This window comes from Pseudomonas sp. CFBP 8771, assembly GCF_014841695.1.
Lineage (GTDB): Bacteria > Pseudomonadota > Gammaproteobacteria > Pseudomonadales > Pseudomonadaceae > Aquipseudomonas > Aquipseudomonas baltica.
Window position 1 is genome coordinate 17,061 of record NZ_JACYUJ010000001.1, and the last position, 21,905, is coordinate 38,965.

Consider the following 21,905-nt stretch of genomic DNA (forward strand, 5'->3'; position numbering starts at 1 on the left):
AAAACGGCGCCCGCAGGCGCCGTCCTTCAGTAGGGCTGCGAGCCTTACTGACCCTGCCAACGCTTGAGTACCAGCGTGGCATTGGTACCGCCGAAGCCGAAGCTGTTGCTCATCACCGTATTGATTTCGACGTTTTCCTGGGTGACGGTCTGCACTGGCAGATCGGCCACGGCAGGGTCCAGTTCGTCGATGTTGGCTGACCCGGCAATGAAGTTGCCTTCCATCATCAGCATGCAGTAGATGGCTTCGTGCACGCCAGCGGCGCCCAGCGAGTGCCCGGACAGGCTCTTGGTCGAGCTGATGGCCGGATACTTGCCGGCGAAGACTTCCCGCACACCCTTCATCTCGGCCACGTCGCCCACCGGTGTGGAGGTGCCGTGAGTGTTCAGGTAGTCGATCGGGGTATCGACGGTGGACAGCGCCTGCTGCATGCAGCGGATGGCGCCTTCGCCGCTTGGCGCGACCATGTCGTAGCCATCCGATGTGGCACCGTAGCCAACGATCTCGGCATAGATGTGGGCACCGCGGGCCAAAGCGTGTTCCAGCTCCTCGACCACGACCATGCCGCCGCCGCCGGCGATGACGAAGCCATCGCGGTCGCTGTCGTAGGCACGCGACGCTTTTTCAGGCGTGTCGTTGCGCTTGCTGGAAAGGGCACCCATGGCGTCGAACAGGAACGACTGGCTCCAGTGTTCCTCTTCGCCGCCGCCGGCGAACACCACGTCCTGCTTGCCCATCTGGATCTGCTCCATGGCCGTACCGATGCAGTGCGCGCTGGTGGCACACGCCGAGGCGATGGAGTAGTTCAGGCCCTTGATCTTGAAAGGGGTGGCCAGGCAGGCCGAGACGGTGCTGCTCATGGTGCGGGTGACCCGGTACGGACCGACGCGCTTGACGCCTTTCTCGCGCAGGATGTCCAGCGCTTCCATCTGGTTCAAGGTAGAGGCGCCGCCCGAACCGGCGATCAGGCCGGTACGCGGGTTGGAAACCTGCTCGTCGGTGAGGCCGGAATCCTTGATGGCATCCTGCATTGCAAGGTACGCGTAGGCGGCGGCATGGCCGACGAAGCGGTACACCTTGCGGTCGATCAGCTCTTCCAGGTTGAGGTCGATGGAACCGGAAACCTGGCTACGCAGACCCATTTCGGCATATTCCGGGTTGAAGCGGATGCCAGGGCGGCTTGCACGCAGGTTTGCGGAGACGGTGTCTTTGTCATTGCCCAGGCACGAAACGATGCCCAGACCAGTGATAACAACGCGGCGCATGCGGATAACCCTTAGAAATTTTCGGTGGATGTAAAGACGCCGACCCGAAGGCCGTCGGCGGTGTAGATCTCGCGGCCGTCGACGCTGACCGAGCCATCGGCGATGGCCATGTTCAGCTTGCCCTTGAGCACGCGCTTGATATGAATGTTGTACGTGACCTTCTCGGCCGTCGGCAGCACCTGGCCGAAGAACTTCACTTCACCCGAACCCAGCGCACGGCCACGGCCCGGCAGGTCCTGCCAGCCGAGGAAGAAACCCACCAGCTGCCACATGGCATCCAGGCCGAGGCAGCCCGGCATCACCGGATCACCCTCGAAGTGGCAAGCGAAGAACCACAGGTCCGGATTGATATCCAGCTCGGCGACCAATTCACCCTTGCCGTACTTGCCACCTTCGGCGCTGATATGGGTGATGCGGTCCACCATCAGCATATTCGGGGCGGGCAGTTGCGCGTTACCTGGGCCGAACAGCTCGCCACGACTGCAGCGCAGCAGATCTTCCCGAGTAAAGGCGTTTTGTTTGGTCATGCGAGCTCCTCAATAGTCCCTGGTGGCAGGGGGCAGATCTTCCCGACCGACCAGAAGAATCAACGCCTGGGTCGGCAGCCTACACATAGACTATTGCGTTGTAGTGAAAGTCACAGCGCAAGCGATACGGAAGTACACTTGTTCACTGAAATTATAATGCCAGACAGCAGGCTTTGTCCGAATGGATGTACAAGACTGCCGCACTTTAGCATTTCTTGCCAGCAACGGGCGCTGTCACGAGGACATCCGGCATCCCTTCCACGGCGCTGGTTCAGCTCGTCCAGCGCAGCAGAACCTGTTGCAGATCTGCCCGTTTGAACGGTTTTGCCAGGTAATCGTTCATTCCGGCATCCAGGCAGGTGGCGCGGTCGCCCAGCAGCGCGTTGGCGGTCAGGGCGATGATCGGCAGCTCTGCGCGGCCAGCAATCTGGCGAATCTGCCGCGACGCCTCGTAGCCGTCGAGGACCGGCAGGCGACAGTCCATCAGCACCGCCGAATAGAGGTGCGCACGCACCTGGCTGACCGCTGCTGCGCCGTCGCTGACCACATCGACGGCGTAGCCCAGGCTGCGCAGCATGGCTTCGATCACGGTCTGGTTGACCGCGTTGTCTTCCACCAGCAAGACACTGTGGCCGACGCCGTCGTCGTTGCCGGACAGGTTGGGCACCGCTGCCGGGCGGGCCAGGCTCTGCTGGCTCAGCGCCAGCGGCATTTCCAGGGTGAACAGCGAGCCGTGCCTTTCCTTGCTTTGCGCACGCAGCGTGCCCCCCATGCGTTCGGCCAGCGTACGCGCGATCGGCAGCCCCAGGCCGGTGCCGCCGTAACGGCGCGAAATCGAACTGTCGGCCTGGGCGAACGCGTCGAACATGCTTTCCAGTCGATCTTCGCCGATGCCGATGCCAGTATCGCGCACGGTGCAGGTCAGCCAGATCAATTGATGATCCAGCACCTGCCACCGCACGCAGATGTCCACACCGCCTTCATCGGTGAATTTCAGCGCATTGCCGATCAGATTGACCAGGATCTGCCGGATGCGCGTCGGATCGCCCTCGACCTGCAACCCCTCGATGCCCTCGGCCAGCGTCAATTCCAGCGCCAGCTTGCGTTGCCTGGCGGTGTGCTGGAAGGCCTGCACGCAACTGGTGATCAGCTCGTGCAGGCTGAAACCGATGTGCTCCAGTTCCATCGCCGCCCGCTCGATGCGGGAAAAATCCAGAATGTCGTTGATGACCTTGAGCAGGTGTTCGGTGGACTCGGTGGCCACCTGAGCGTAATCGCGCTGTTCATGGCTCAGCACGGTGGTTTCGAGCAGCTGCAGCATGCCCAGCACGCCATTCATAGGGGTGCGCAGCTCGTGGCTCATCATCGCCAGGAAATCCGACTTGGCGCTGTTGGCGCGCTCGGCCTCCTCGCGAGTCTGGATCAGTTGCTGCATGGCCTGATGCTGTTCGTGGCTGGCCTTGGCCAGGGCGCTGGCAAGGTTGTTGATATGCCCGGCCAGATGCCCCAGCTCGCTGTCGTCGACGATGGGCAGCGGCCGGTCGAACTCGCCCTGGCCTATGGCCTTGACTACGCGGCTCATTTCACTGATGGGCTGGGCCAGGCTGCGCGCCAGCCGCCGGGCCAGCAGATAGGTGAACAACAGTGCAAACAAAGCCAGCACGCCGGCCTTGAGGACGATTTCCTGCTGGCGCTCGCTGAAGGCGTCGTCGGACATGCCGACGATCACCCGGCCCAGGTAATCGCCGCTGCTGGCACTGCCCATGTGCTGCTGCACCTGAGCCTGATGGTCTTCCAGGAAGGCCCCACGGATCTGGATCGGTGCCTGGAACACTTCGACATGGGCCGACCGGTGCTCGTTTCTGACTCGCTGTTCGACATAGGCCAGGCGCCGGTCGGTCTGGTCCTGAATCTCCAGGAAACGTACGTGAGGGGTAGCCAGGGTTGCGCCGAGCAGCCCTTCGAGTACCGCGGCATTATCGGTGACCACGCCGTATTCCGCGGCGGGGGCGAGCTGGTTGGCGATCAACTGGCCGGTGTGATTGAGTTCCTGGCGCAGGTCCTGCAAACGCACGAAGGTGAAGAAACCGATCAGTAGCAGGGTCAACAGCAGGGCCGGCCCGACGCTGATGATCTGGGTGCGTGTATGAATGTCGCGGTTCAGGCGCAACTTCATGTCGGGGCGCAGGGCAATGGGAAAGTGGCGGACACGACAGGGCCTGAATCGAGTTGAACAGTCAGGCATGTTAACCGGTCAGAGCGACAATTCCAGTCGTATTGTTACCGGGGCGCAGGCCGGGACTGGTCGTGTCGAGGTGGCTCCGTATAATGCCCCTCATCGCCCTCAACTCGACCAAATGGATGGGATATGACTCAAGAGCAGCCGATAGCCGTGCTGGGAGGAGGTAGTTTCGGCACCGCCGTGGCCAACCTGCTGGCCGAGAACGGCCATTCGGTCCGTCAGTGGATGCGCGACCCGGAGCAGGCCGAGTCGATTCGCCTGAACCGGGAAAATCCGCGCTACCTCAAAGGCATCAAGATCCTGCCGGGGGTGATCCCAGTCACCGACCTGCCCGCGACCATCGCCGGCAGTGCGCTGATCTTCGTCGCGCTGCCCTCGAGCGCCTTGCGCAGCGTGCTGGCCCAGCATGCCGATCAGCTGAGCGGCAAGATGCTGGTCAGCCTGACCAAGGGCATCGAGGCGCAGACCTTCAAGCTGATGAGCGAGATTCTCGAAGAGGTTGCGCCAGACGCGCGTATCGGCGTGTTGTCCGGCCCCAACCTGGCCCGCGAGATCGCCGAACATGCCCTGACCGCCACGGTGGTGGCGAGCGCCGACGAAGCCCTCTGCGAGCGCGTCCAGGCCGTGCTGCATGGGCGTACGTTCCGCGTCTATGCCAGCAGCGACCGCTTCGGCGTCGAGTTGGGCGGCGCGCTGAAGAACGTCTATGCGATCATCGCCGGCATGGCCGTGGCATTGGGCATGGGCGAGAACACCAAAAGCATGCTGATTACCCGTGCCCTGGCCGAGATGACGCGTTTTGCCGTCAGCCAGGGCGCCAACCCCATGACCTTTCTCGGTCTGGCCGGTGTGGGCGACCTGATCGTGACCTGCTCGTCGCCCAAGAGCCGCAACTATCAGGTAGGGTTTGCCCTGGGCGAAGGCCTGAGCCTGGAGGACGCCGTGTCGCGCCTGGGCGAGGTGGCCGAAGGGGTCAACACGCTCAAGGTGCTCAAGGCCAAGGCTCAGGAGCTTCAGGTGTACATGCCGCTGGTGGCGGGCTTGCACGCAATCCTGTTCGAAGGGCGTACGCTGAACCAGGTGATCGAGCTGCTGATGCGGGCCGAACCCAAGACCGATGTCGATTTCATTTCCACCAGTGGCTTCAACTGAGGAACACGTCATGAACCGTCCTTTCAACGACCCGGGCCGCGAGGTCATCCTTTTGCGCGTGCTCTGGATGCTGGTGTTCGTGCTGGTCTGGCAGGTTGCCCAGTTCCTGCTCGGCGCGCTGGTGCTGGTGCAACTCATCCATCGCCTGGTCCAGGGCGCGCCGAACGCTGCCATGATGGCCTTCGGCGACAGCCTGAGCCGCTACCTGGCCCAGATCGGTCGCTTCGGCAGCTTTCACACCGAGCAGAAACCCTGGCCGTTTTCCGATTGGCCACAGGCGCGTCCTGCCGACGGCGAAGCAGCCTATGACGCAGGCGCGGCTCGTCCCGTGGCCGACGAGCCCAAGCCATGAAGCTCTGGGTACTGCGCCACGGCGAAGCCGTCAGCCATGCCCGCAGCGATGCCGAGCGGGCCTTGACCTCGGTGGGCGAACGACAGGTGCTGGCCAGCGCGGCGCGCCTGCACGATCAACCTCTGGATGCCATTCTCGCCAGCCCGTATGTACGCGCGCAGCAGACCGCCGCTCTGGTCCACGGCGTGCTGCACGGCGCCCCGGCGGTGCAGACCGTGCCGTGGCTGACGCCTGAAAGCGATCCGCTGGAGGTGGCCGGGCACTTGCAGGCGCTGGGTCTGGAGAACGTGCTGCTTGTCAGCCACCAGCCGCTGGTGGGCAATCTGCTGAGCCTGCTCGTCCACGGCAACTTGCGCGAGCCGGAACCCATGCAGACCGCCAGCCTGGCCGAGCTGCACGGCGACTGGCCCCTGGCCGGGCTGATGTCCCTGTACGCCGTTCACCATCCCTAACCTGTCAGGAATCCTCCCATGAGTTTGTGGCGCACCGAACCGGATCTCGAACGCTTGAATGCGGCGCAGAAAAATACCATCGGCGAGTTGCTGGATATCCGCTTCGAAAGCTTCGATGCGCACTCCCTGACTGCCAGCATGGCCGTTGATGCACGGACCCACCAGCCGTTCGGTCTGCTGCACGGTGGCGCCTCAGTGGTGCTGGCAGAAAGCCTGGGCTCCATGGCCAGTTTTCTGTGCATCGACACCGAGCGTTTCTACTGTGTAGGCCTTGAGGTGAACGCCAACCATCTGCGCGGGTTGCGCAGCGGCCGAGTGACGGGCGTGGCCCGTGCGGTGCACATTGGCCGCAGCACTCACGTCTGGGACATTCGCCTGCAGGGCGACGACGGCAAAGCCAGCTGCATTTCGCGCCTGACAGTGGCCGTGGTGCCGCTGGGGCAGAACCCGCCGGCCCGCTGAGTCATGACTGCGCCGGTCCGCGAAATCCGCCTGTCGCTGCCTCATATCGAGCTGGCCGCCCAGGTCTACGGACCCGAAGACGGCAGGCCGGTGCTGGCGCTGCACGGCTGGCTGGACAACGCCAACAGCTTTGCCCGTCTGGCGCCGAAGCTGGCCGGGCTGCGCATCGTCGCCCTCGACCTGGCCGGGCATGGACACTCCGGGCATCGTCCGGTTGGCGCCGGTTATGCCCTGTGGGATTACGCCCACGATGTGCTGCAGGCGGCCGACCAGCTGGGATGGCAGCGCTTTTCCCTGCTGGGGCACTCGCTGGGCGGGATCGTCGCCACCTTGCTGGCGAGTGCCTTGCCCGAGCGAATAGAGCGCCTGGCGCTGATTGACGGCGTGGTACCGCCGCTGGGCGCTGCCGAGGAGGGGCCACAGCGCCTGGGCGAAGCCCTGCATGCGCAGCAGGCGTTGGGTCATAAGCGCAAATCAGTGTATGCCGACATCAATCGGGCCGTGCTTGCGCGCATGCAGGGTCGTATCGCCGTCAGCCACGAGGCTGCCGAATTATTGGCGTCGCGAGGGCTTGAAAGGGTGGCAGGTGGATTCAACTGGCGTAGCGACAGCCGTCTGACGCTGCCATCGCCGGTGCGCTTGAGCGAAGAACAGGCACTGGCGTACGTGCAGGCGATTCGTTGCCCGAGCCTGTTGATCCTCGCCGAGCAGGGCCTGCTGGTGAAAAATACTGCGCTGCTGGCCCGATTGGGGCTCCCCCTGCAGGCGCTGCCCGGAGGCCATCACCTGCACCTGAATGACGACACCGGGGCCAGGCTTGTCGCAGACTGTTTCAATCGCTTTTTTGCGATACCTTGACTTGCAGCAGGCAACTGCAGAGGCTTGTCAGGTTGAAACAGGAGAAGACCTTGATGGAACTCGCTGCTACGCTCGTTTACAGCCCTCCGGGCCACCACGCCTTGCTGCCCTCATGAATGCCTCGAAGCGGCTGCTACCGGTACTCGCCGCTCTGCTGGGCAGCGCCGTCCTGAGCACCTCAGCCATGGCCGCCGAGCTGCCCGCGCCGCCGGACGCCAAGGTCGTCGACCAACGTCCTGCGGTCGACAAGGAGCGCATCTATCCGCTGGGGTCGCTGCGCAAGATCAGCGGCAAGCTGCGCATGGACGGCCAGGTCAACGCCAGAGGCCAGGTCAGCGCCACCACGTATGAACTTCCCGAAACCCAGACCGCGCGACAAGCCTTCAACGATGCCCGCGAGGCGCTGCAGCAGGGGGGCGCGCACACGCTGTACTGGTGTCAGGCGCGCGACTGCGGTGAAAGCAGCCTGTGGGTCAACGATGTCTTCGACGGCGCGCGGCTGTCGGGGGCCGACGATCAGCAGGCGTTCGTGCTGCTGCGCCAGGCCGCTCCAGACGACAACACCCTCACAGCCATCTATGCCATTACCCGTGGCAACCGTCGCGCCTATCTGCACGTCGAAAACTTCGTTGCCGATGCGCCACTGGGCGAGTTGTTGCCCACCCCGGCCACGGTGCTGCACGAATTGCGCAGCACCGGCGATCTCGATTACCCAGCCATGGGCGAAACGCCCGATGACACCTGGGTGGCCTTGCTGGCCCGCAGCCTGCAACTCGATAGCTCGATTCGGGTGAGCGTATCCGGTGTATCGAACGCTGCGGCCGCTGCATGGCGCGATGCGCTGGTCGCCAAGGGTGTGCGCGCGGCTCGCTTGGAAACCGGTACCGAAAGCGTCAAGGGGCTGCATCTGGAAATCATTCGTTGAGCCTGCGTCGCCTTTGGAGCATTGATGCCGAGTAACGATCGCCTGCTGGTACAGATTGTCTTGCTGGCACTGCTTGGCGCCTGCCTATGGGTACTGGCGCCGTTTTGTTCAGCCCTGCTGTGGGGTGCGATCCTGGCCTACGCCAGTTGGCCGCTGATGCGGCTGCTGACCCGCTGGCTCAATGGCCGCGAGTCGCTGGCAGCCGGTATTCTCACCGGCTGCTGGATGCTGCTGGTGGTCTTGCCGCTGGTCTGGTTGGGCTTCAACCTGGCCGATCACGTGCGCGATGCGACGGCGTTCATTCGCGACGTGCAGGTCGACGGGCTGCCCGATGCGCCTGGCTGGCTGGCCGGCATTCCTCTGGTCGGTACGAGCCTGGTCGGTATCTGGGACACCCTCGACGAGCAGGGCGCGGCGTTCCTGGCCAGCGTAAGGCCGTACTTGGGGCAAGTCGGCAATTTCCTGCTGGCGCGCAGCGCGCAGATCGGCGGCGGGATCCTCGAACTCACGCTGAGCCTGGTCTTCGTGTTCTTCTTCTATCGCGACGGGCCGCGCATGGCAGCCTTCGTGCTCCGGCTGCTGGAACGTCTGATCGGAGAGCGTGCCGGGTACTACATCGATCTGGTGGCGGGTACGGTGCAGCGGGTGGTCAACGGGGTGATCGGTACCGCCGCCGCCCAGGCGATCCTGGCCTTGATCGGCTTCCTGATCGCCGGCGTGCCTGGGGCATTGGTCCTCGGCATCGTCACCTTCCTGCTCAGCCTGATTCCCATGGGGCCGCCGCTGGCGTGGATTCCGGCCACCGCCTGGCTGGTGTGGCAGGGCGACTATGGCTACGCGATATTCCTCGGTATCTGGGGCACCTTCGTCATCAGTGGCGTGGACAACGTGCTCAAGCCCTACCTGATCAGCCGCGGCGGCAACTTGCCGTTGGTGATCGTGCTGCTGGGGGTGTTCGGCGGGCTGCTGGCTTTCGGCTTCATCGGCCTGTTCATAGGTCCGACCCTGCTGGCAGTGGCCTACAGCCTGCTGCACGACTGGACCCATACCGAACACAAACCGCTCTAGATACCCACCCTGTGGGGATCATTTTGGATACAGCGGCGGTAACCCGGCGTTTTCCGCGGAGGGCTCGAGGGGCGGGTCGGTGCGCAGGAGGCTGCCGATGGCGCGCCACAGCTCTTCGCCTTGCCAGTATTGGCCGCTTTCGCTGTAGAGCGCGCCATTGAGCCCATCCAGAGCGTCGGACAAAGGCACGAAGCGCGCCGTCATGTCGGCCAGCGTCTCCGGCTGCTGCCGGGCCCAGGCATCCAAAGCCTGGCGGGTGGCCTGGGGGTCGTTGGCCTGGCAGGCGCGCTTGAGGTCATCGAGCAGAGTGCGCGGGCTTGGTCCGCTTTGGGCTGCGCGCAGGACCGCCGGCTGCCCACGGGCGCGCCACCACAGGGCGAAGCCGATCATCGTGGTGAACGCCAGCATGACGCTGACCAGCTTCCACAGCCAGGCCACGTCCGGCTCGGCATCACGGTTACCGACCGGCGCATCGACCATCAGCCCGGCGTTGCCGGCAACCTCCAGACTACGCGCCGGCAGACCGGTACGCTCCAGATGGTCCTCATGGGTGTTCCACCAGACCATCTCGACGCTCGGCAACTGCAGGGTGCCACTGCGCGCCGGCACCAGTGCCTCGCGTTCCTGGCGGCTGCCGATCAAACCTCGTTCACCGATCTGGTTGTTCAACTGGGGCTGATCCGGGTAGCGTCGCAAGCCTTCCACTTCGGTACCGGGCAACGCCGGCAGTTGCGCACTGGACAGCCCCTCGGCCTTTACCTCCAGTGTGCGAGTCAGAGAATCACCAACCTGGCTGCTCGGCGGGTCGGGGTTCCAGCTTTCACTCAGGCTCAGGCTGCGTGCCGGCAACCACGGCGTGTCGGCGGGGTAGGCCGCTGGGACGCCCTTGACCGTCAGGGCCATCTGCGCGGACGTCACCTTCATCAGCTTGCCGGGCCGCGGCGCGCTGTTGGCGCTGTCGCCAGGTGCGGTTGGCTCGACGGTGGTGGCGGTGAATGCCAGGGCAGGAATAATCAATTCGCCACTGCGTTGCGGATAGATTGCATAACGCATCTCGATGACCCCGTGGCGGACGCCGTCGATGATCTTCTCGAAGGTGCGCGATCCGCCCAGCGGCTCGATGCGCGCCTCGGCCAGTCGCAGAGGTGTGAGGCTGCTGTCGTCGTACAGGGGCACCGAGTGATAGATGCGCAAGGTCAATACTGCCTGGGCCTGCACATAGACACTGTCTTCATCCAGGCTGGCGTCGATGAACACCGGGGCCATGTTCGCGCGCAACGGCGGGTCGCTGTGCAGCACCTGCAGGACGATCGGCTGGCTGCGCAGTTCGCCCAGTTGCAGCGCAGCGATGGTAACGCTGCCGGTCTGTCGCGGGAGCAGGGTGATAATCCAGCGGGTGGTGGCCTGGCGGTCGCCGTCCAGGCTGGTCAGGCGATTGACCTGGCGCGTGTCGCGCACATCGAACGAGCCTTCGAGTGGCGTCAGGTCGGGCTTGCCGAACTGCGTGACGTCGGTGGTTTCCAGGGTCAGCTCGACCGTTTCCCCCGAGTTGAGACGCGAGCGATCGACGCTGGCCACCAACGTGGCGGCATGCGCGCATTGGCCAAGCACGGCCAGGGTTGCACTGATGCAGAGGGCGCTGAAGCGACTCATCGAATCTTGTCCTGATGTTGTTGCTGTTCATACCAGAATTTGCGCCGCAACAGCTCGGCCGGGTCGTCCGGGATCTGTCGCAGCCACTGCTCCAGGGCTTGACGCTGTTCGGCATCCAGGGTGGCCTGGGTTGGTCGTGACGGTGGCCGGGTCGTGGATTCGTCGCTCGGTGGCTGCGCCGGTGCCGAGGATTGTGCCTGATTCTGTTCTCCCCCCGCCTGACCCGAGGGGTTTTCCTGGCTGCTCTGCGCGTCGTTGTTGCCTGGGGAAGCGTCGGCCGCCGCGGACGCGTTCGGATCCTCGTCGTCCGGCGCCGTGGCACCTGGTGCTCGGGGCTGGGCGGCCTGGTCTGCGGAAGCGGCGGGAGCTTCGGCCGGGGCCTGGCGCAGAAGCTGTTCCACCAGCGTGCGGTTGTCCAGCGCCGGCTGCAGGTCCGGCTGGCGCTCCAGCGCCTGCTCATAGGCGTCGAGGGCAGCTTCCAGTTCGCCGCTGCGCGCCAGGGCGTTGCCGCGGTTGTAGTGGTCGCGGGCGCTGTCGCCCTGGGCGAACCGCTCGGCGGCCGCTTCGTAGTCGCCCGCTTCGTACAGCGCCATGCCTTGCCACTGCGCATCGGCGAAGCGCCGCGCGGCCTGGGCCGGACGCTGCTGTTCGAGCAGGGCCTGGCCTTGCTGATCGCGGCGCAGCCAAAGGTCCTGAACATCGAAGGCATAACCTGGCTGCGGCACGATCAGCAGGCATAACGGCAAACAGAACAGCCAGCCGCGGCGGCCAGCGAGCGCCGCCAGCAACAGCAGAGGCAGCAACAGCCAATGACCTTGATCGGCCCAGCTGTCCAACTGCTGCGTCGTGCCGTTGCCGCGCAACAGCGTGGGGCGATCGAGCAAACCGAGGTTGCGCAGGTCCAGATCATCCAGACGCGCTTGTCGGTACAGGCCGCCGACATCGGCAGCGAAGCTGCGCAGGCCGACACTGTCCAGGCGCGGCAAGCGAATCGCGCCTTGCTCGTCCTTGAGAAACTCACCGTCTTCCTGCTTCACGGGCGCCCCGTCACGGGTGCCGATACCCAGGATCAACAACTGTGGAGAGTGATTGTCCAGTCGCTGGGAAATCCCGCGACGTTCCGCTTCGGACAGCTGCGATGCCAGCAGCAGTATGCGGCCCTGACCCTGTTCGGCCTGGTCGAGCAGTTCCAGTGCGCGCTGCACGCCGAGGTCGGCGCGCTGGCCTTCGACTGGCATGATCGAGGGCTTGATCGCCTCCAGCAGGTTGCGACTGGTTCCCAGGTCGTCGGATAGCGGCACCAGCACGTGCGCGCTGCCGGCGTAGACGATAATGGCCGTCTGCGCATCGCGGCGTGCGTCGAGCAGGTCCAGCAGCTTGCGCCGCGCCTGCTCCAGGCGATTGGGCACGACATCGGTGGCCAGCATCTCCGGGCTCAGGGCGAGCACCACCACCAACGGGTCGACGACGGTCCTGCCCGGCTGTTCGATACGCTGCCAGCTGGGTCCGAGCAGGGCCACCGCGGTCAACAGCCAGGCCAGGCCCAGCACTATCCAGGGCGCCTTGCTCTGCCGACCGCTGCCACCGTCCAGCAGGACTCCGTGAAAGTGGCGGGGCAGCAGCAATTGCCAGCGCCCCGCGCGTTTCTGCCGGTGCCACAATTGCCACAGCAGCCAGACCAAAGCTGGCCAGGCCAGCAGCCACCAGGGACGGAACCAATGCGGCCATGCGTCGATCATTTGCGCCTCCGCAATTGCAGCCGCTGCAGGCGCTCGCGCCACTGCGGAGCTGTCGGCAGAAAGCGACGCTTGCGCAGGAACAGCTGCAGCGGGTTGTTCGGCCAGTTCTGGCGCACGACCAGCAACACACTGAGCAGCAATGCCGCGCTCAGCGGCCAGCTATACAGCGCTTGCGCCGGTCGCGCCTGGGTGGGCTTCTGGTCGACCGGTTCGAGGGTGTCGAGGCTGGCGCCGATGGCTTGCAGCTGGTCGCCGTCGCGAGCACGGAAGTACTGGCCGCCGGTGATCTGCGCGATCTCGCGCAACGAGGGCTCGTCCAGGTCCAGGCTGGGATTGAGGCCGAGCATGCTCAGCGCGCCATCGGCACTGGGGTCGGCACCGATGCCGATGGTATGGATGCGCACATGCTCCTGGGCCGCCAGGCGCGCGGCAGTGATGGGATGGATCTGACCACCGTTGTTGGCGCCATCGGTGACCAGAATGAGCACCCGGCTTTGCGCCGGGCGCAGGCGCAGACGTTTGAGCGCCAGGCCGATGGCATCGCCGATGGCGGTATTCTTCCCGGCAATGCCGATGCGTGCTTCGTCGAGCCAGGTACGCACGGTGCGTCGATCGAAGGTCAGCGGTGCCTGCACGTAGGCCTTGCTGCCGAACAGGATCAGCCCGACCCGGTCGCCCTGGCGATGTTCGAGAAAGTCACCGAGCAGGCGCTGCACCAGCTCCAGCCGACTGATGTCTTCGTTCTGCCAGGGCATGTCGGGGTAGTCCATGGATCCGGACACATCCACGGCCACCAGCAGGTCGCGCCCGCTGGCAGCGATGGGCAGGGGGTCGCCCAGCCATTGCGGGCGCGCCGCCGCGATCAGCAGCAGCAGCCACAGCAGCACATACGGCGCCTGTTGCTGCCAGGTCGGCAGGCTGATGCGTGCCCGGCGCCCGGCCAGCCCCTCGAGTTCATCGAGGAAGCTGACCTTGAGCGCCGCCTCGCCGCTGTCGGCGGCCGGCAGCAGCACGCGCAGCAGCCACGGCAGCGGCAGCAGGGCGAAGACCCACAGCCAGGCGAACTCAAACATGCTTGCGTATCCAGGTTTCGACCGACTGCTGCAGGCCGGCGATGGCCTTGTCGTCCAGCTTGCACTCAGGCTTGTAGACCCCTTCGACCAGTACCATCCAGCGCGTCAGACCGGCAGCCGGGCAGCGGTTGTCGAGGAAGGCCAGCCACTGGCGGCCATTGAGCACATGGCTGTTGGCGTTCGGGTAGTGGTTGCGGCACAGGCGCTTGAGCAGGCCGTTGATCTGCTGCAGCCACGCTCCGGCAGGGGCGCCATCGTAGGGTCTGGGCAAGCGCGCCAGCTCTTCCAGCGCGCCTTGGCGCACCGGATCCAGGGGTTGCTCGACGGTGGCCGGCATCACGGCTTTGCGCCGCCAGCGGTGACGCCAGTGCCAGGCAGCCCAGCCCAAGGTCGGCAGCAGCACGACCAGCAGCCACCAGCCAGGCGCCGGTGGCCACAGGCCGATAGGCGGCGGCGCGATCAATGGCTGCAGTTGCTCAAGGGTACTCATTTGAGTTTGCCCGGCCGCTGCGGGTTGAGGTACTCGCGCAGCTGCTCGATCATCTCGCTCTGCGTGCTCAGGGGCATCAACAGTACACGCAGTTTTTGCCCCAGACGTTCCCATCGGGCGATGCGCGCCTCGCTCAACGCGCGGTAGGCCAGGCGCATCTCCGGGTTCAGTGTATCGATTTCCATCTGCCTGCCGCGCTGGGCGAAACGCAACAGCCCGGCGGCCGGCAGCGCATGATCGAGCGGGTCGGAAACCGGCAGCAACAGCAGGTCGCAGTGGCGCGACAGCAGGCTGAGCTGCTGCTCGGCGCCATCGGTCAGCGCGCGCTCATCACAGATGACGATGGCCAGGCTGCCGGGGCGCAACACTTCGCGCGCCCGACGCAGGGCCATGCCCAGCGCGTCCTTTTCCGGCAGCGCTTCGGTGTGCAGCGACTGGTTCACCCGCACCAGGCGGTTGAGCAACTGCAGCAGGCTTTGCTTGCTGCGTCGGGGCTTGATCTCGTAGTGCTCGCCGTCGCCGAATACCAGCCCGCCGACTCGATCGTTGTGCCCCAGCGCGGCCCAGCCGATCAACGCCGCAGCCTGGGCAGCGAGCACCGACTTGAACATCTGGCCCGAACCGAAGAACAACCGCCGGCTCTGCTCGACGAGAATGAAGATGGGCCGCTCGCGCTCTTCGTGGAACAGCTTGGTGTGCGGTTCCTGGGTGCGCGCCGTGACCCGCCAGTCGATGCTGCGCACATCGTCACCTGCCTGATACACGCGCACCTGGTCGAAGTCCACGCCGCGGCCGCGCAGTTTGGAGTGGTGCAGGCCGATCAACGGGCTGCGCTGGGCCGGGGTGGAGAACAGCTGCACTTCGCGCACCCGATGGCGCATTTCGATCAGCTCGGCCAGGCTGATGCGAATGCCAGGCTCTGGCCGCGGCTCCTGGGTCATGGGGCTAGGCGACGGCCACGACGTCGAGGATGCGCTGGATCACGCGGTCCTGATCGACCCCGGCGGCTTCCGCCTCGAACGACAGGATGATGCGATGACGCAGCACATCGAACAGCACCGCCTGGATGTCTTCCGGGCTGACGAAATCGCGCCCCGCCAGCCAGGCATGGGCGCGTGCGCAGCGATCCAGGGAAATGGAGCCCCGCGGGCTGGCGCCATAGGCCAGCCATTCGCCGAGCTCGGCGTCGAACTTGCTCGGGGTGCGCGTCGCCATGACCAGCTGCACCAGGTATTCCTCCACCGCATCGGCCATGTACAGCCCGAGGATTTCCTTGCGTGCGGCAAAGATGGCCTGCTGGCTGACACGCCGCTCGGGCTTGGTTTCGCCATTGAGCGCTTCACCGCGAGCCTGCTGCAGGATGCGCCGTTCCACGGCTGCATCCGGGAAGCCGATCTTGACGTGCATCAGGAACCGATCGAGCTGTGCCTCGGGCAGCGGGTAGGTGCCTTCTTGCTCGATCGGGTTCTGCGTCGCCATCACCAGAAACAACGGCGACAGGTCGTAGGTACTGCGACCGACACTGACCTGACGTTCGGCCATGGCCTCGAGCAGGGCCGACTGCACCTTGGCCGGCGCACGGTTGATCTCGTCGGCCAGCACCAGGTTGTGGAAGATCGGCCCCTGCTGGAACACGAAGCTGCCGGTCTCGGGTCGATAGATCTCGGTGCCGGTGATGTCGGCCGGCAGCAGGTCCGGGGTGAACTGGATACGGTGGAACTGAGCCTCGACGCCTTCGGCCAGTTCCTTGATGGCTTTGGTCTTGGCCAGCCCCGGCGCGCCCTCGACCAGCATGTGACCGTCCGCCAGCAGCACGATCAGCAGACGCTCGACCAGTTTCTCCTGGCCAAGGATCTGCGTTGAAAGAAAGGTTCGCAGCGCCATCAGCGCTTCACGATGTTCCATCGTCGACGGTTCCTGAAAAAGGGACCGAGTACGCAGGTGAGGGCGTCTTGGCCGGGGGTCACTACTTTAATGCATTGGCGGGTGGCAGAGAAATCGGTGTGTTCGATCGGGCACCTCTGTGTCCCGTAGGAGCGGCCAGTGGCCGCGAAGAAGCTTGCACGGCCAGAGAGATCGGTTGGGTCGGCCGGCCATTTCGCGGCCACTGGCCGCTCCTACACGTATACAGATATACAGAGCTGCGGAGAGCGGGGTCAGCCGATTTCCAGCGTACCCACGCCCTCCAGCAGAATCCTCAACGTCTCTTCGATCTGCGCCAGCTCTGCCGCGTCGCTGGCATGCACGATCTCCAGCAGGTCATCCCCACCGAACACCGCGGCATCCCCGGCTGCCACGGCCACCAGCAGGCGGTCGGCGCTCAACGTGACCTTGAGATCGCGCAGCAGGTAAGGGTCGTCGCCGAGGGTGATCTCCAGCTCTTCTTCGTCCGGAAAGCGCGTCATCAGAAACATTTCGTCTGCGCTGCCGTGGCAGCACAGTAGCGCCATGTCGTCTTCTTCCTCGTCACGGGGGTTGGCCAGCAGCAGAGTGGCGGTGATGCGCATACGGGGGAACCTGTCATATGAATATGCCATGATTATACCCGACTACTGTCCGATCGGCTGGAACGCCCGTACCAGCGGTCTCGTACGACAACTCCTGCATGACCGAATATGTCGCCGCACCGCAAGAGTGCATGCCAGGCTCTGGGTAAGCTAGGTCGTTGGACCTCTTGAAATGTCGCCCCGCAGCGCCGGATTGGCTATGGTTGATCCGAACCGGGGTGACTTGCGACGCTTCACCCAATAACAAAGCCCAAGCGGAGTACCACAGATGGCGTTCTTCACCGCAGCCAGCAAAGCCGACTTCCAGCATCAACTGCAATCGGCCCTGGCTCAGCACATCAGCGAACAGGCACTGCCACAAGTGGCGCTGTTCGCCGATCAGTTCTTCGGCATCATCTCGTTGGACGAGCTCACCCAGCGGCGCCTCAGCGACCTGGCCGGTTGCACCCTGTCGGCCTGGCGCCTGTTGCAGCGCTTCGATCATGCCAAGCCAGAGGTGCGCGTCTACAACCCCGATTACGAACGTCACGGCTGGCAGTCCACCCACACCGCCGTCGAAGTGCTGCATCACGACCTGCCGTTCCTGGTGGACTCGGTGCGCACCGAGCTCAACCGGCGCGGCTACAGCATCCACACCCTGCAGACCACCGTGCTCAGCGTGCGCCGCGGCAGCCAGGGCGAGCTGCTCGAAGTGCTGGCCAAGGGTGCCCAGGGCGAAGACGTCCTGCATGAATCGCTGATGTACCTGGAAATCGACCGTTGCGCCAACGCCGCCGAGCTCAGCGTGCTGGCCCGGGAGCTGGAGCAGGTGCTGGGCGAAGTGCGGATGGCGGTGCAGGACTTCGAGCCGATGAAGGCCAAGGTCCGCGAAATGATCACGTTGGTGGAACAGACCGCGTTCGCCAGCGACGAGCAGGAAAAAGCCGAGATCACGGCGTTCCTCGAATGGTTGACCGACAACCACTTCACCTTCCTGGGCTACGAAGAGTTCGTGGTCGATGCCGATGCGCAGGGTGGCCAGCTGCGCTACGACCCGCAGTCGTTCCTGGGCCTGACCCGGCTGCTGCGTGCCGGCCTGAGCAGCGAAGACCTGCATATCGAAGACTACGCCGTGCAGTACCTGCACGAGCCGATGCTGCTGTCCTTCGCCAAGGCTGCGCACCCCAGCCGTGTGCATCGCCCGGCGTATCCCGACTACGTGTCGATCCGCCAGATCGACAGCGATGGCAAGGTACTCAAGGAATGCCGCTTCATGGGCCTGTACACCTCGTCGGTGTATGGCGAGAGCGTGCGCGAAATTCCCTACATCCGGCGCAAGGTCGCCGAGATCGAACGCCGCTCCGGTTTCCATGCCAAGGCGCACCTGGGCAAGGAACTGGCCCAGGTGGTCGAGGTGCTGCCGCGCGACGACCTGTTCCAGACCCCGATCGACGAGCTGTTCAGCACCGTCATGTCGATCGTGCAGATCCAGGAACGCAACAAGATCCGCGTGTTCCTGCGCAAGGACCCCTACGGGCGCTTCTGCTACTGCCTGGCCTACGTGCCGCGCGACGTGTACTCCACCGAAGTACGGCAGAAGATCCAGCAGGTGCTCATGGAGCGCCTCAAGGCCAGCGACTGCGAGTTCTGGACGTTCTTCTCCGAATCCGTGCTGGCCCGCGTGCAGTTGATCCTGCGCGTGGACCCCAAGAGCCGTCTGGACATCGACCCGCAGCAACTGGAAAACGAAGTGATCCAGGCCTGCCGTTCGTGGCAGGACGACTACGCCAGCCTGACCATCGAAAGCTTCGGCGAGGCCGCCGGCACCAATGTGCTGGCCGATTTCCCGAAAGGCTTCCCGGCCGGTTTCCGCGAGCGCTTCGCCGCGCATTCGGCAGTGGTCGACATGCAGCACCTGCTGGCGCTGTCCGAATCGCGCCCGCTGGTCATGAGTTTCTACCAGCCTCTGGCGCAGGGCGGCGAACGCCAGCTGCATTGCAAGCTGTACCACGCCGACACGCCACTGGCGCTGTCCGACGTGTTGCCGATCCTCGAGAACCTGGGCCTGCGCGTACTGGGCGAATTCCCCTACCGCCTGCGTCATCGCAGTGGTCGCGAGTACTGGATCCACGACTTCGCCTTTACCTACAGCGAAGGCCTGAATCTGGACATCCAGCAGCTCAACGACACGCTGCAGGATGCCTTCGTGCACATCGTGCGCGGCGACGCCGAGAACGATGCGTTCAACCGCCTGGTGCTCACCGCAGGCCTGCCATGGCGCGACGTCGCCTTGCTGCGCGCCTATGCGCGCTATCTCAAGCAGATACGCCTGGGCTTCGACCTCGGCTACATCGCCAGCACCCTGAACAACCACACCGATATCGCCCGGGAACTGACGCGGCTGTTCAAGACCCGCTTCTACCTGGCGCGCAAGCTGGCCGGCGATGACCTGGACGACAAGCAGCAACGCCTGGAACAGGCCATCCTGAGTGCCCTGGACGACGTTCAGGTGCTCAACGAAGACCGCATCCTGCGTCGCTATCTGGACCTGATCAAGGCCACCCTGCGTACCAACTTCTACCAGCCCGATGCCAACGGCCAGGTCAAGTCGTACTTCAGCTTCAAGTTCAACCCCAAGCTGATTCCCGAACTGCCCAAGCCGGTGCCCAAGTTCGAGATTTTCGTCTACTCGCCGCGAGTCGAAGGCGTTCACCTGCGTTTCGGCAACGTCGCCCGCGGCGGTCTGCGCTGGTCGGATCGCGAGGAAGACTTCCGCACCGAAGTACTGGGCCTGGTCAAGGCGCAGCACGTGAAGAACTCGGTGATCGTGCCGGTGGGCGCCAAGGGCGGGTTCGTCCCGCGCCGACTGCCACTGGGCGGCAGTCGCGACGAGGTGCAGAACGAGGCAGTGGCCTGCTACCGCATCTTCATCTCCGGTCTGCTCGACATCACCGACAACCTCAAGGACGGCAGCGTGGTGCCGCCGGCCAATGTCGTGCGTCACGACGATGACGACCCGTACCTGGTGGTGGCTGCGGACAAGGGCACCGCGACCTTTTCCGACATCGCCAACGGCATTGCCATCGACTACGGCTTCTGGCTTGGCGATGCGTTCGCCTCCGGCGGCTCGGCGGGCTACGACCACAAGAAGATGGGCATCACCGCCAAGGGTGCCTGGGTCGGCGTGCAGCGCCACTTCCGCGAACGCGGCATCAACGTGCAGAAAGACAGCATCACCGTCATCGGCATCGGCGACATGGCCGGGGACGTGTTCGGCAATGGCTTGTTGATGTCCGACAAGCTGCAACTGGTGGCGGCATTCAACCACCTGCACATCTTCATCGATCCCAACCCCGAGCCGGCCAGCAGCTTCGCCGAGCGTCAGCGCCTGTATGACCTGCCTCGTTCGGCGTGGAGCGACTACGACACCTCGATCATGTCCGCCGGTGGTGGCATCTTCTCGCGCAGTGCCAAGAGCATTGCCATCAGCGCGCAGATGAAAGAGCGCTTCGACATCAAGGCCGACAAGCTGACCCCGACCGAGCTGCTCAACGCGCTGCTCAAGGCGCCGGTCGACCTGCTGTGGAACGGCGGTATCGGTACCTACGTCAAGTCCAGTGACGAGAGCCACGCCGATGTCGGCGACAAGGCCAACGACGCCCTGCGCGTGAATGGCAACGAGCTGCGCTGCAAAGTGGTGGGCGAGGGCGGCAACCTGGGCATGACCCAGCTGGGCCGTGTCGAGTTCGGCCTCAACGGCGGCGCGACCAACACCGACTTCATCGACAACGCGGCCGGGGTGGATTGCTCCGACCACGAAGTCAACATCAAGATCCTGCTCAACGAAGCCGTGCAGGCCGGGGACATGACCGAGAAGCAGCGCAACCTGCTGCTGGGCAGCATGACCGAGGAAGTCGGCCATCTGGTGCTGGGCAACAACTACAAGCAGACCCAGGCGCTGTCCCTGGCGGCGCGCAAGGCCTACGAGCGACTGGCCGAGTACCGCCGCCTGATGGCCGACCTGGAGGCGCGTGGCAAGCTGGACCGTGCCATCGAATTCCTGCCGACCGAGGAGCAGCTCAACGAGCGCGTCGCGAACAAGCAGGGCCTGACCCGAGCCGAGCTGTCGGTGCTTATCTCCTACAGTAAGATCGATCTCAACGAAGCGCTGCTGGCTTCGGCAGTACCCGACGACGTCTATCTGACTCGTGACATGGAGACGGCCTTCCCGCCGTCGCTGGTCAGCAAGTACGCCGAGGCCATGCGCAGCCATCGCCTCAAGCGCGAGATCGTCAGTACCCAGATCGCCAACGACCTGGTCAACAACATGGGCATCACCTTCGTGCAGCGCTTGAAGGAATCCACTGGCATGACCCCGGCCAGCGTGGTCGGGGCCTACGCCATCGTGCGCGACATCTTCCACCTGCCGCACTGGTTCCGCCAGATCGAGGCGCTGGACTACCAGGTATCCGCCGATGTCCAGCTGGCTCTGATGGACGAGCTGATGCGCCTGGGTCGACGGGCCACCCGCTGGTTCCTGCGCAGCCGCCGCAACGAGCTGGACGCCGGTCGCGATGTGGCGCATTTCGGTCCGCACATCGCGGCGTTGGGGCTCAAGCTCGACGAACTGCTCGAGGGTCCGACCCGCGAGCGTTGGCAGACCCGCTACCAGGGCTATGTCGAGTCTGGCGTACCGGAGCTGCTGGCGCGCATGGTTGCCGGCACCAGCCACCTGTACACGCTGTTGCCGATCATCGAAGCGTCGGACGTCACCGGCCAGAATGCCGCCGAAGTGGCCAAGGCGTTCTTCGCCGTGGGCAGCAAGCTGGACCTGACCTGGTACCTGCAGCAGATCAGCAGCCTGCCGGTGGAGAACAACTGGCAAGCGCTTGCACGCGAGGCCTTCCGCGACGACATCGACCTGCAGCAGCGGGCAATCACCATTTCCGTGCTGAAAATGCAGGATGCGCCGGGTGACGTCGAAGAGCGTCTGGACCTGTGGCTGGAACAGCACGAGGTGATGGTCAAGCGCTGGCGTGCCATGCTCGACGAGATCAAGGCCGCCACGGGTACCGATTACGCCATGTACGCAGTGGCGAATCGCGAACTGATGGACCTGGCATTGAGTGGGGGCGTGCAAGTCAGCTGAGGCGAGGTTGGC

At 64.6% G+C, this 21,905-nt stretch carries 18 protein-coding genes; 8 read left to right on the top strand and 10 right to left on the bottom strand.

The features are described from left to right. Positions 1–44 precede the first annotated feature (44 nt). The 3 genes from fabB to IFT80_RS00090 all read right to left on the bottom strand — a co-directional run bounded on the left by fabB (position 45) and on the right by IFT80_RS00090 (position 3,968). Positions 45–1,265 carry a beta-ketoacyl-ACP synthase I gene (gene fabB, locus IFT80_RS00080; protein ID WP_122479131.1) on the bottom strand — a complete coding sequence of 407 codons (1,221 nt, stop codon included), beginning with the start codon at positions 1,263–1,265 and terminating at the stop codon, positions 45–47. 11 nt (positions 1,266–1,276) lie between these two features. Further along, entirely contained in the window at positions 1,277–1,792 is a 516-nt protein-coding gene (gene fabA, locus IFT80_RS00085; RefSeq protein ID WP_192136491.1) for a 3-hydroxyacyl-[acyl-carrier-protein] dehydratase FabA, read from the bottom strand. Positions 1,793–2,063: 271 nt separating this feature from the next. Beyond that, positions 2,064–3,968, bottom strand: a complete 1,905-nt coding sequence (locus IFT80_RS00090; protein ID WP_192136492.1) for an ATP-binding protein — start codon at positions 3,966–3,968, stop codon at positions 2,064–2,066. 192 nt (positions 3,969–4,160) lie between these two features. Here IFT80_RS00090 and IFT80_RS00095 point away from each other — a divergent pair, with 192 nt between their 5' ends. The 7 genes from IFT80_RS00095 to IFT80_RS00125 all read left to right on the top strand — a co-directional run bounded on the left by IFT80_RS00095 (position 4,161) and on the right by IFT80_RS00125 (position 9,303). After that, entirely contained in the window at positions 4,161–5,186 is a 1,026-nt protein-coding gene (locus IFT80_RS00095; RefSeq protein WP_122479127.1) for an NAD(P)H-dependent glycerol-3-phosphate dehydrogenase, read from the top strand. Positions 5,187–5,196: 10 nt separating this feature from the next. After that, positions 5,197–5,538 (top strand): DUF4389 domain-containing protein, encoded by a 342-nt coding sequence (locus IFT80_RS00100; RefSeq protein ID WP_192136493.1) that lies wholly within the window; start codon positions 5,197–5,199, stop codon positions 5,536–5,538. Next, the gene (sixA, locus tag IFT80_RS00105) at positions 5,535–5,990 is read left to right on the top strand and encodes a phosphohistidine phosphatase SixA (protein ID WP_192057502.1); all 456 of its coding nucleotides are present in this window, start codon (positions 5,535–5,537) and stop codon (positions 5,988–5,990) included. The genes IFT80_RS00100 and sixA overlap by 4 nt, the downstream gene beginning before the upstream one ends. An 18-nt stretch (positions 5,991–6,008) precedes the next feature. Next, positions 6,009–6,452 carry a hotdog fold thioesterase gene (locus IFT80_RS00110; protein ID WP_122479121.1) on the top strand — a complete coding sequence of 148 codons (444 nt, stop codon included), beginning with the start codon at positions 6,009–6,011 and terminating at the stop codon, positions 6,450–6,452. 3 nt (positions 6,453–6,455) lie between these two features. After that, positions 6,456–7,310 carry an alpha/beta hydrolase gene (locus IFT80_RS00115; RefSeq protein ID WP_192136494.1) on the top strand — a complete coding sequence of 285 codons (855 nt, stop codon included), beginning with the start codon at positions 6,456–6,458 and terminating at the stop codon, positions 7,308–7,310. A gap of 112 nt (positions 7,311–7,422) precedes the next feature. Continuing rightward, positions 7,423–8,235, top strand: a complete 813-nt coding sequence (locus IFT80_RS00120; RefSeq protein WP_192103802.1) for a DUF4892 domain-containing protein — start codon at positions 7,423–7,425, stop codon at positions 8,233–8,235. Positions 8,236–8,259: 24 nt separating this feature from the next. Continuing rightward, a complete protein-coding gene (locus IFT80_RS00125; RefSeq protein WP_192057499.1) occupies positions 8,260–9,303 on the top strand; it encodes an AI-2E family transporter in 1,044 nt (347 codons plus the stop codon). Positions 9,304–9,321: 18 nt separating this feature from the next. On the opposite strand, the gene IFT80_RS00130 is transcribed toward IFT80_RS00125, so the two are convergent. The 7 genes from IFT80_RS00130 to IFT80_RS00160 form a co-directional block, all read right to left on the bottom strand. After that, complete coding sequence (locus IFT80_RS00130; RefSeq protein ID WP_192136495.1) at positions 9,322–10,956, bottom strand: BatD family protein; 1,635 nt, start codon at positions 10,954–10,956, stop codon at positions 9,322–9,324. Continuing rightward, positions 10,953–12,695 carry a VWA domain-containing protein gene (locus IFT80_RS00135; protein WP_192136496.1) on the bottom strand — a complete coding sequence of 581 codons (1,743 nt, stop codon included), beginning with the start codon at positions 12,693–12,695 and terminating at the stop codon, positions 10,953–10,955. The genes IFT80_RS00130 and IFT80_RS00135 overlap by 4 nt, the downstream gene beginning before the upstream one ends. Further along, positions 12,692–13,768, bottom strand: coding sequence for a vWA domain-containing protein (locus IFT80_RS00140; protein WP_192136497.1), 1,077 nt, complete (start codon positions 13,766–13,768; stop codon positions 12,692–12,694). Before IFT80_RS00140 ends, IFT80_RS00135 begins: the two co-directional genes overlap by 4 nt. Next, complete coding sequence (locus IFT80_RS00145; RefSeq protein WP_122479108.1) at positions 13,761–14,258, bottom strand: DUF4381 domain-containing protein; 498 nt, start codon at positions 14,256–14,258, stop codon at positions 13,761–13,763. The genes IFT80_RS00140 and IFT80_RS00145 overlap by 8 nt, the downstream gene beginning before the upstream one ends. Further along, positions 14,255–15,199: a DUF58 domain-containing protein gene (locus tag IFT80_RS00150; protein WP_122479107.1), complete on the bottom strand. Its 945-nt coding sequence runs from the start codon at positions 15,197–15,199 to the stop codon at positions 14,255–14,257. Before IFT80_RS00150 ends, IFT80_RS00145 begins: the two co-directional genes overlap by 4 nt. Positions 15,200–15,203: 4 nt before the next feature. Then, positions 15,204–16,163, bottom strand: a complete 960-nt coding sequence (locus tag IFT80_RS00155) for an AAA family ATPase (protein ID WP_122479105.1) — start codon at positions 16,161–16,163, stop codon at positions 15,204–15,206. A 251-nt stretch (positions 16,164–16,414) separates the two neighbouring features. Then, entirely contained in the window at positions 16,415–16,765 is a 351-nt protein-coding gene (locus IFT80_RS00160) for a hypothetical protein (protein ID WP_192053999.1), read from the bottom strand. 268 nt (positions 16,766–17,033) lie between these two features. Between IFT80_RS00160 and IFT80_RS00165 the strand changes: the two genes are divergently transcribed. Continuing rightward, the gene (locus tag IFT80_RS00165; protein ID WP_122479101.1) at positions 17,034–21,893 is read left to right on the top strand and encodes an NAD-glutamate dehydrogenase; all 4,860 of its coding nucleotides are present in this window, start codon (positions 17,034–17,036) and stop codon (positions 21,891–21,893) included. Positions 21,894–21,905 lie beyond the last annotated feature (12 nt).

Excerpts from the sequence above, each read along its gene's own strand:
- sixA (WP_192057502.1), top strand. The coding sequence starts at position 5,535 with ATGAAGCTCTGGGTACTGCGCCACGGCGAAGCCGTCAGCCATGCCCGC.
- IFT80_RS00090 (WP_192136492.1), bottom strand. The coding sequence starts at position 3,968 with ATGAAGTTGCGCCTGAACCGCGACATTCATACACGCACCCAGATCATC.
- IFT80_RS00115 (WP_192136494.1), top strand. The coding sequence starts at position 6,456 with ATGACTGCGCCGGTCCGCGAAATCCGCCTGTCGCTGCCTCATATCGAG.
- IFT80_RS00145 (WP_122479108.1), bottom strand. The coding sequence starts at position 14,258 with ATGAGTACCCTTGAGCAACTGCAGCCATTGATCGCGCCGCCGCCTATC.
- IFT80_RS00100 (WP_192136493.1), top strand. The coding sequence starts at position 5,197 with ATGAACCGTCCTTTCAACGACCCGGGCCGCGAGGTCATCCTTTTGCGC.
- IFT80_RS00125 (WP_192057499.1), top strand. The coding sequence starts at position 8,260 with ATGCCGAGTAACGATCGCCTGCTGGTACAGATTGTCTTGCTGGCACTG.
- IFT80_RS00150 (WP_122479107.1), bottom strand. The coding sequence starts at position 15,199 with ATGACCCAGGAGCCGCGGCCAGAGCCTGGCATTCGCATCAGCCTGGCC.
- IFT80_RS00155 (WP_122479105.1), bottom strand. The coding sequence starts at position 16,163 with ATGGAACATCGTGAAGCGCTGATGGCGCTGCGAACCTTTCTTTCAACG.
- IFT80_RS00165 (WP_122479101.1), top strand. The coding sequence starts at position 17,034 with ATGGCGTTCTTCACCGCAGCCAGCAAAGCCGACTTCCAGCATCAACTG.
- IFT80_RS00110 (WP_122479121.1), top strand. The coding sequence starts at position 6,009 with ATGAGTTTGTGGCGCACCGAACCGGATCTCGAACGCTTGAATGCGGCG.
- fabB (WP_122479131.1), bottom strand. The coding sequence starts at position 1,265 with ATGCGCCGCGTTGTTATCACTGGTCTGGGCATCGTTTCGTGCCTGGGC.
- IFT80_RS00160 (WP_192053999.1), bottom strand. The coding sequence starts at position 16,765 with ATGCGCATCACCGCCACTCTGCTGCTGGCCAACCCCCGTGACGAGGAA.
- IFT80_RS00130 (WP_192136495.1), bottom strand. The coding sequence starts at position 10,956 with ATGAGTCGCTTCAGCGCCCTCTGCATCAGTGCAACCCTGGCCGTGCTT.
- IFT80_RS00095 (WP_122479127.1), top strand. The coding sequence starts at position 4,161 with ATGACTCAAGAGCAGCCGATAGCCGTGCTGGGAGGAGGTAGTTTCGGC.
- IFT80_RS00120 (WP_192103802.1), top strand. The coding sequence starts at position 7,423 with ATGAATGCCTCGAAGCGGCTGCTACCGGTACTCGCCGCTCTGCTGGGC.
- IFT80_RS00140 (WP_192136497.1), bottom strand. The coding sequence starts at position 13,768 with ATGTTTGAGTTCGCCTGGCTGTGGGTCTTCGCCCTGCTGCCGCTGCCG.
- fabA (WP_192136491.1), bottom strand. The coding sequence starts at position 1,792 with ATGACCAAACAAAACGCCTTTACTCGGGAAGATCTGCTGCGCTGCAGT.
- IFT80_RS00135 (WP_192136496.1), bottom strand. The coding sequence starts at position 12,695 with ATGATCGACGCATGGCCGCATTGGTTCCGTCCCTGGTGGCTGCTGGCC.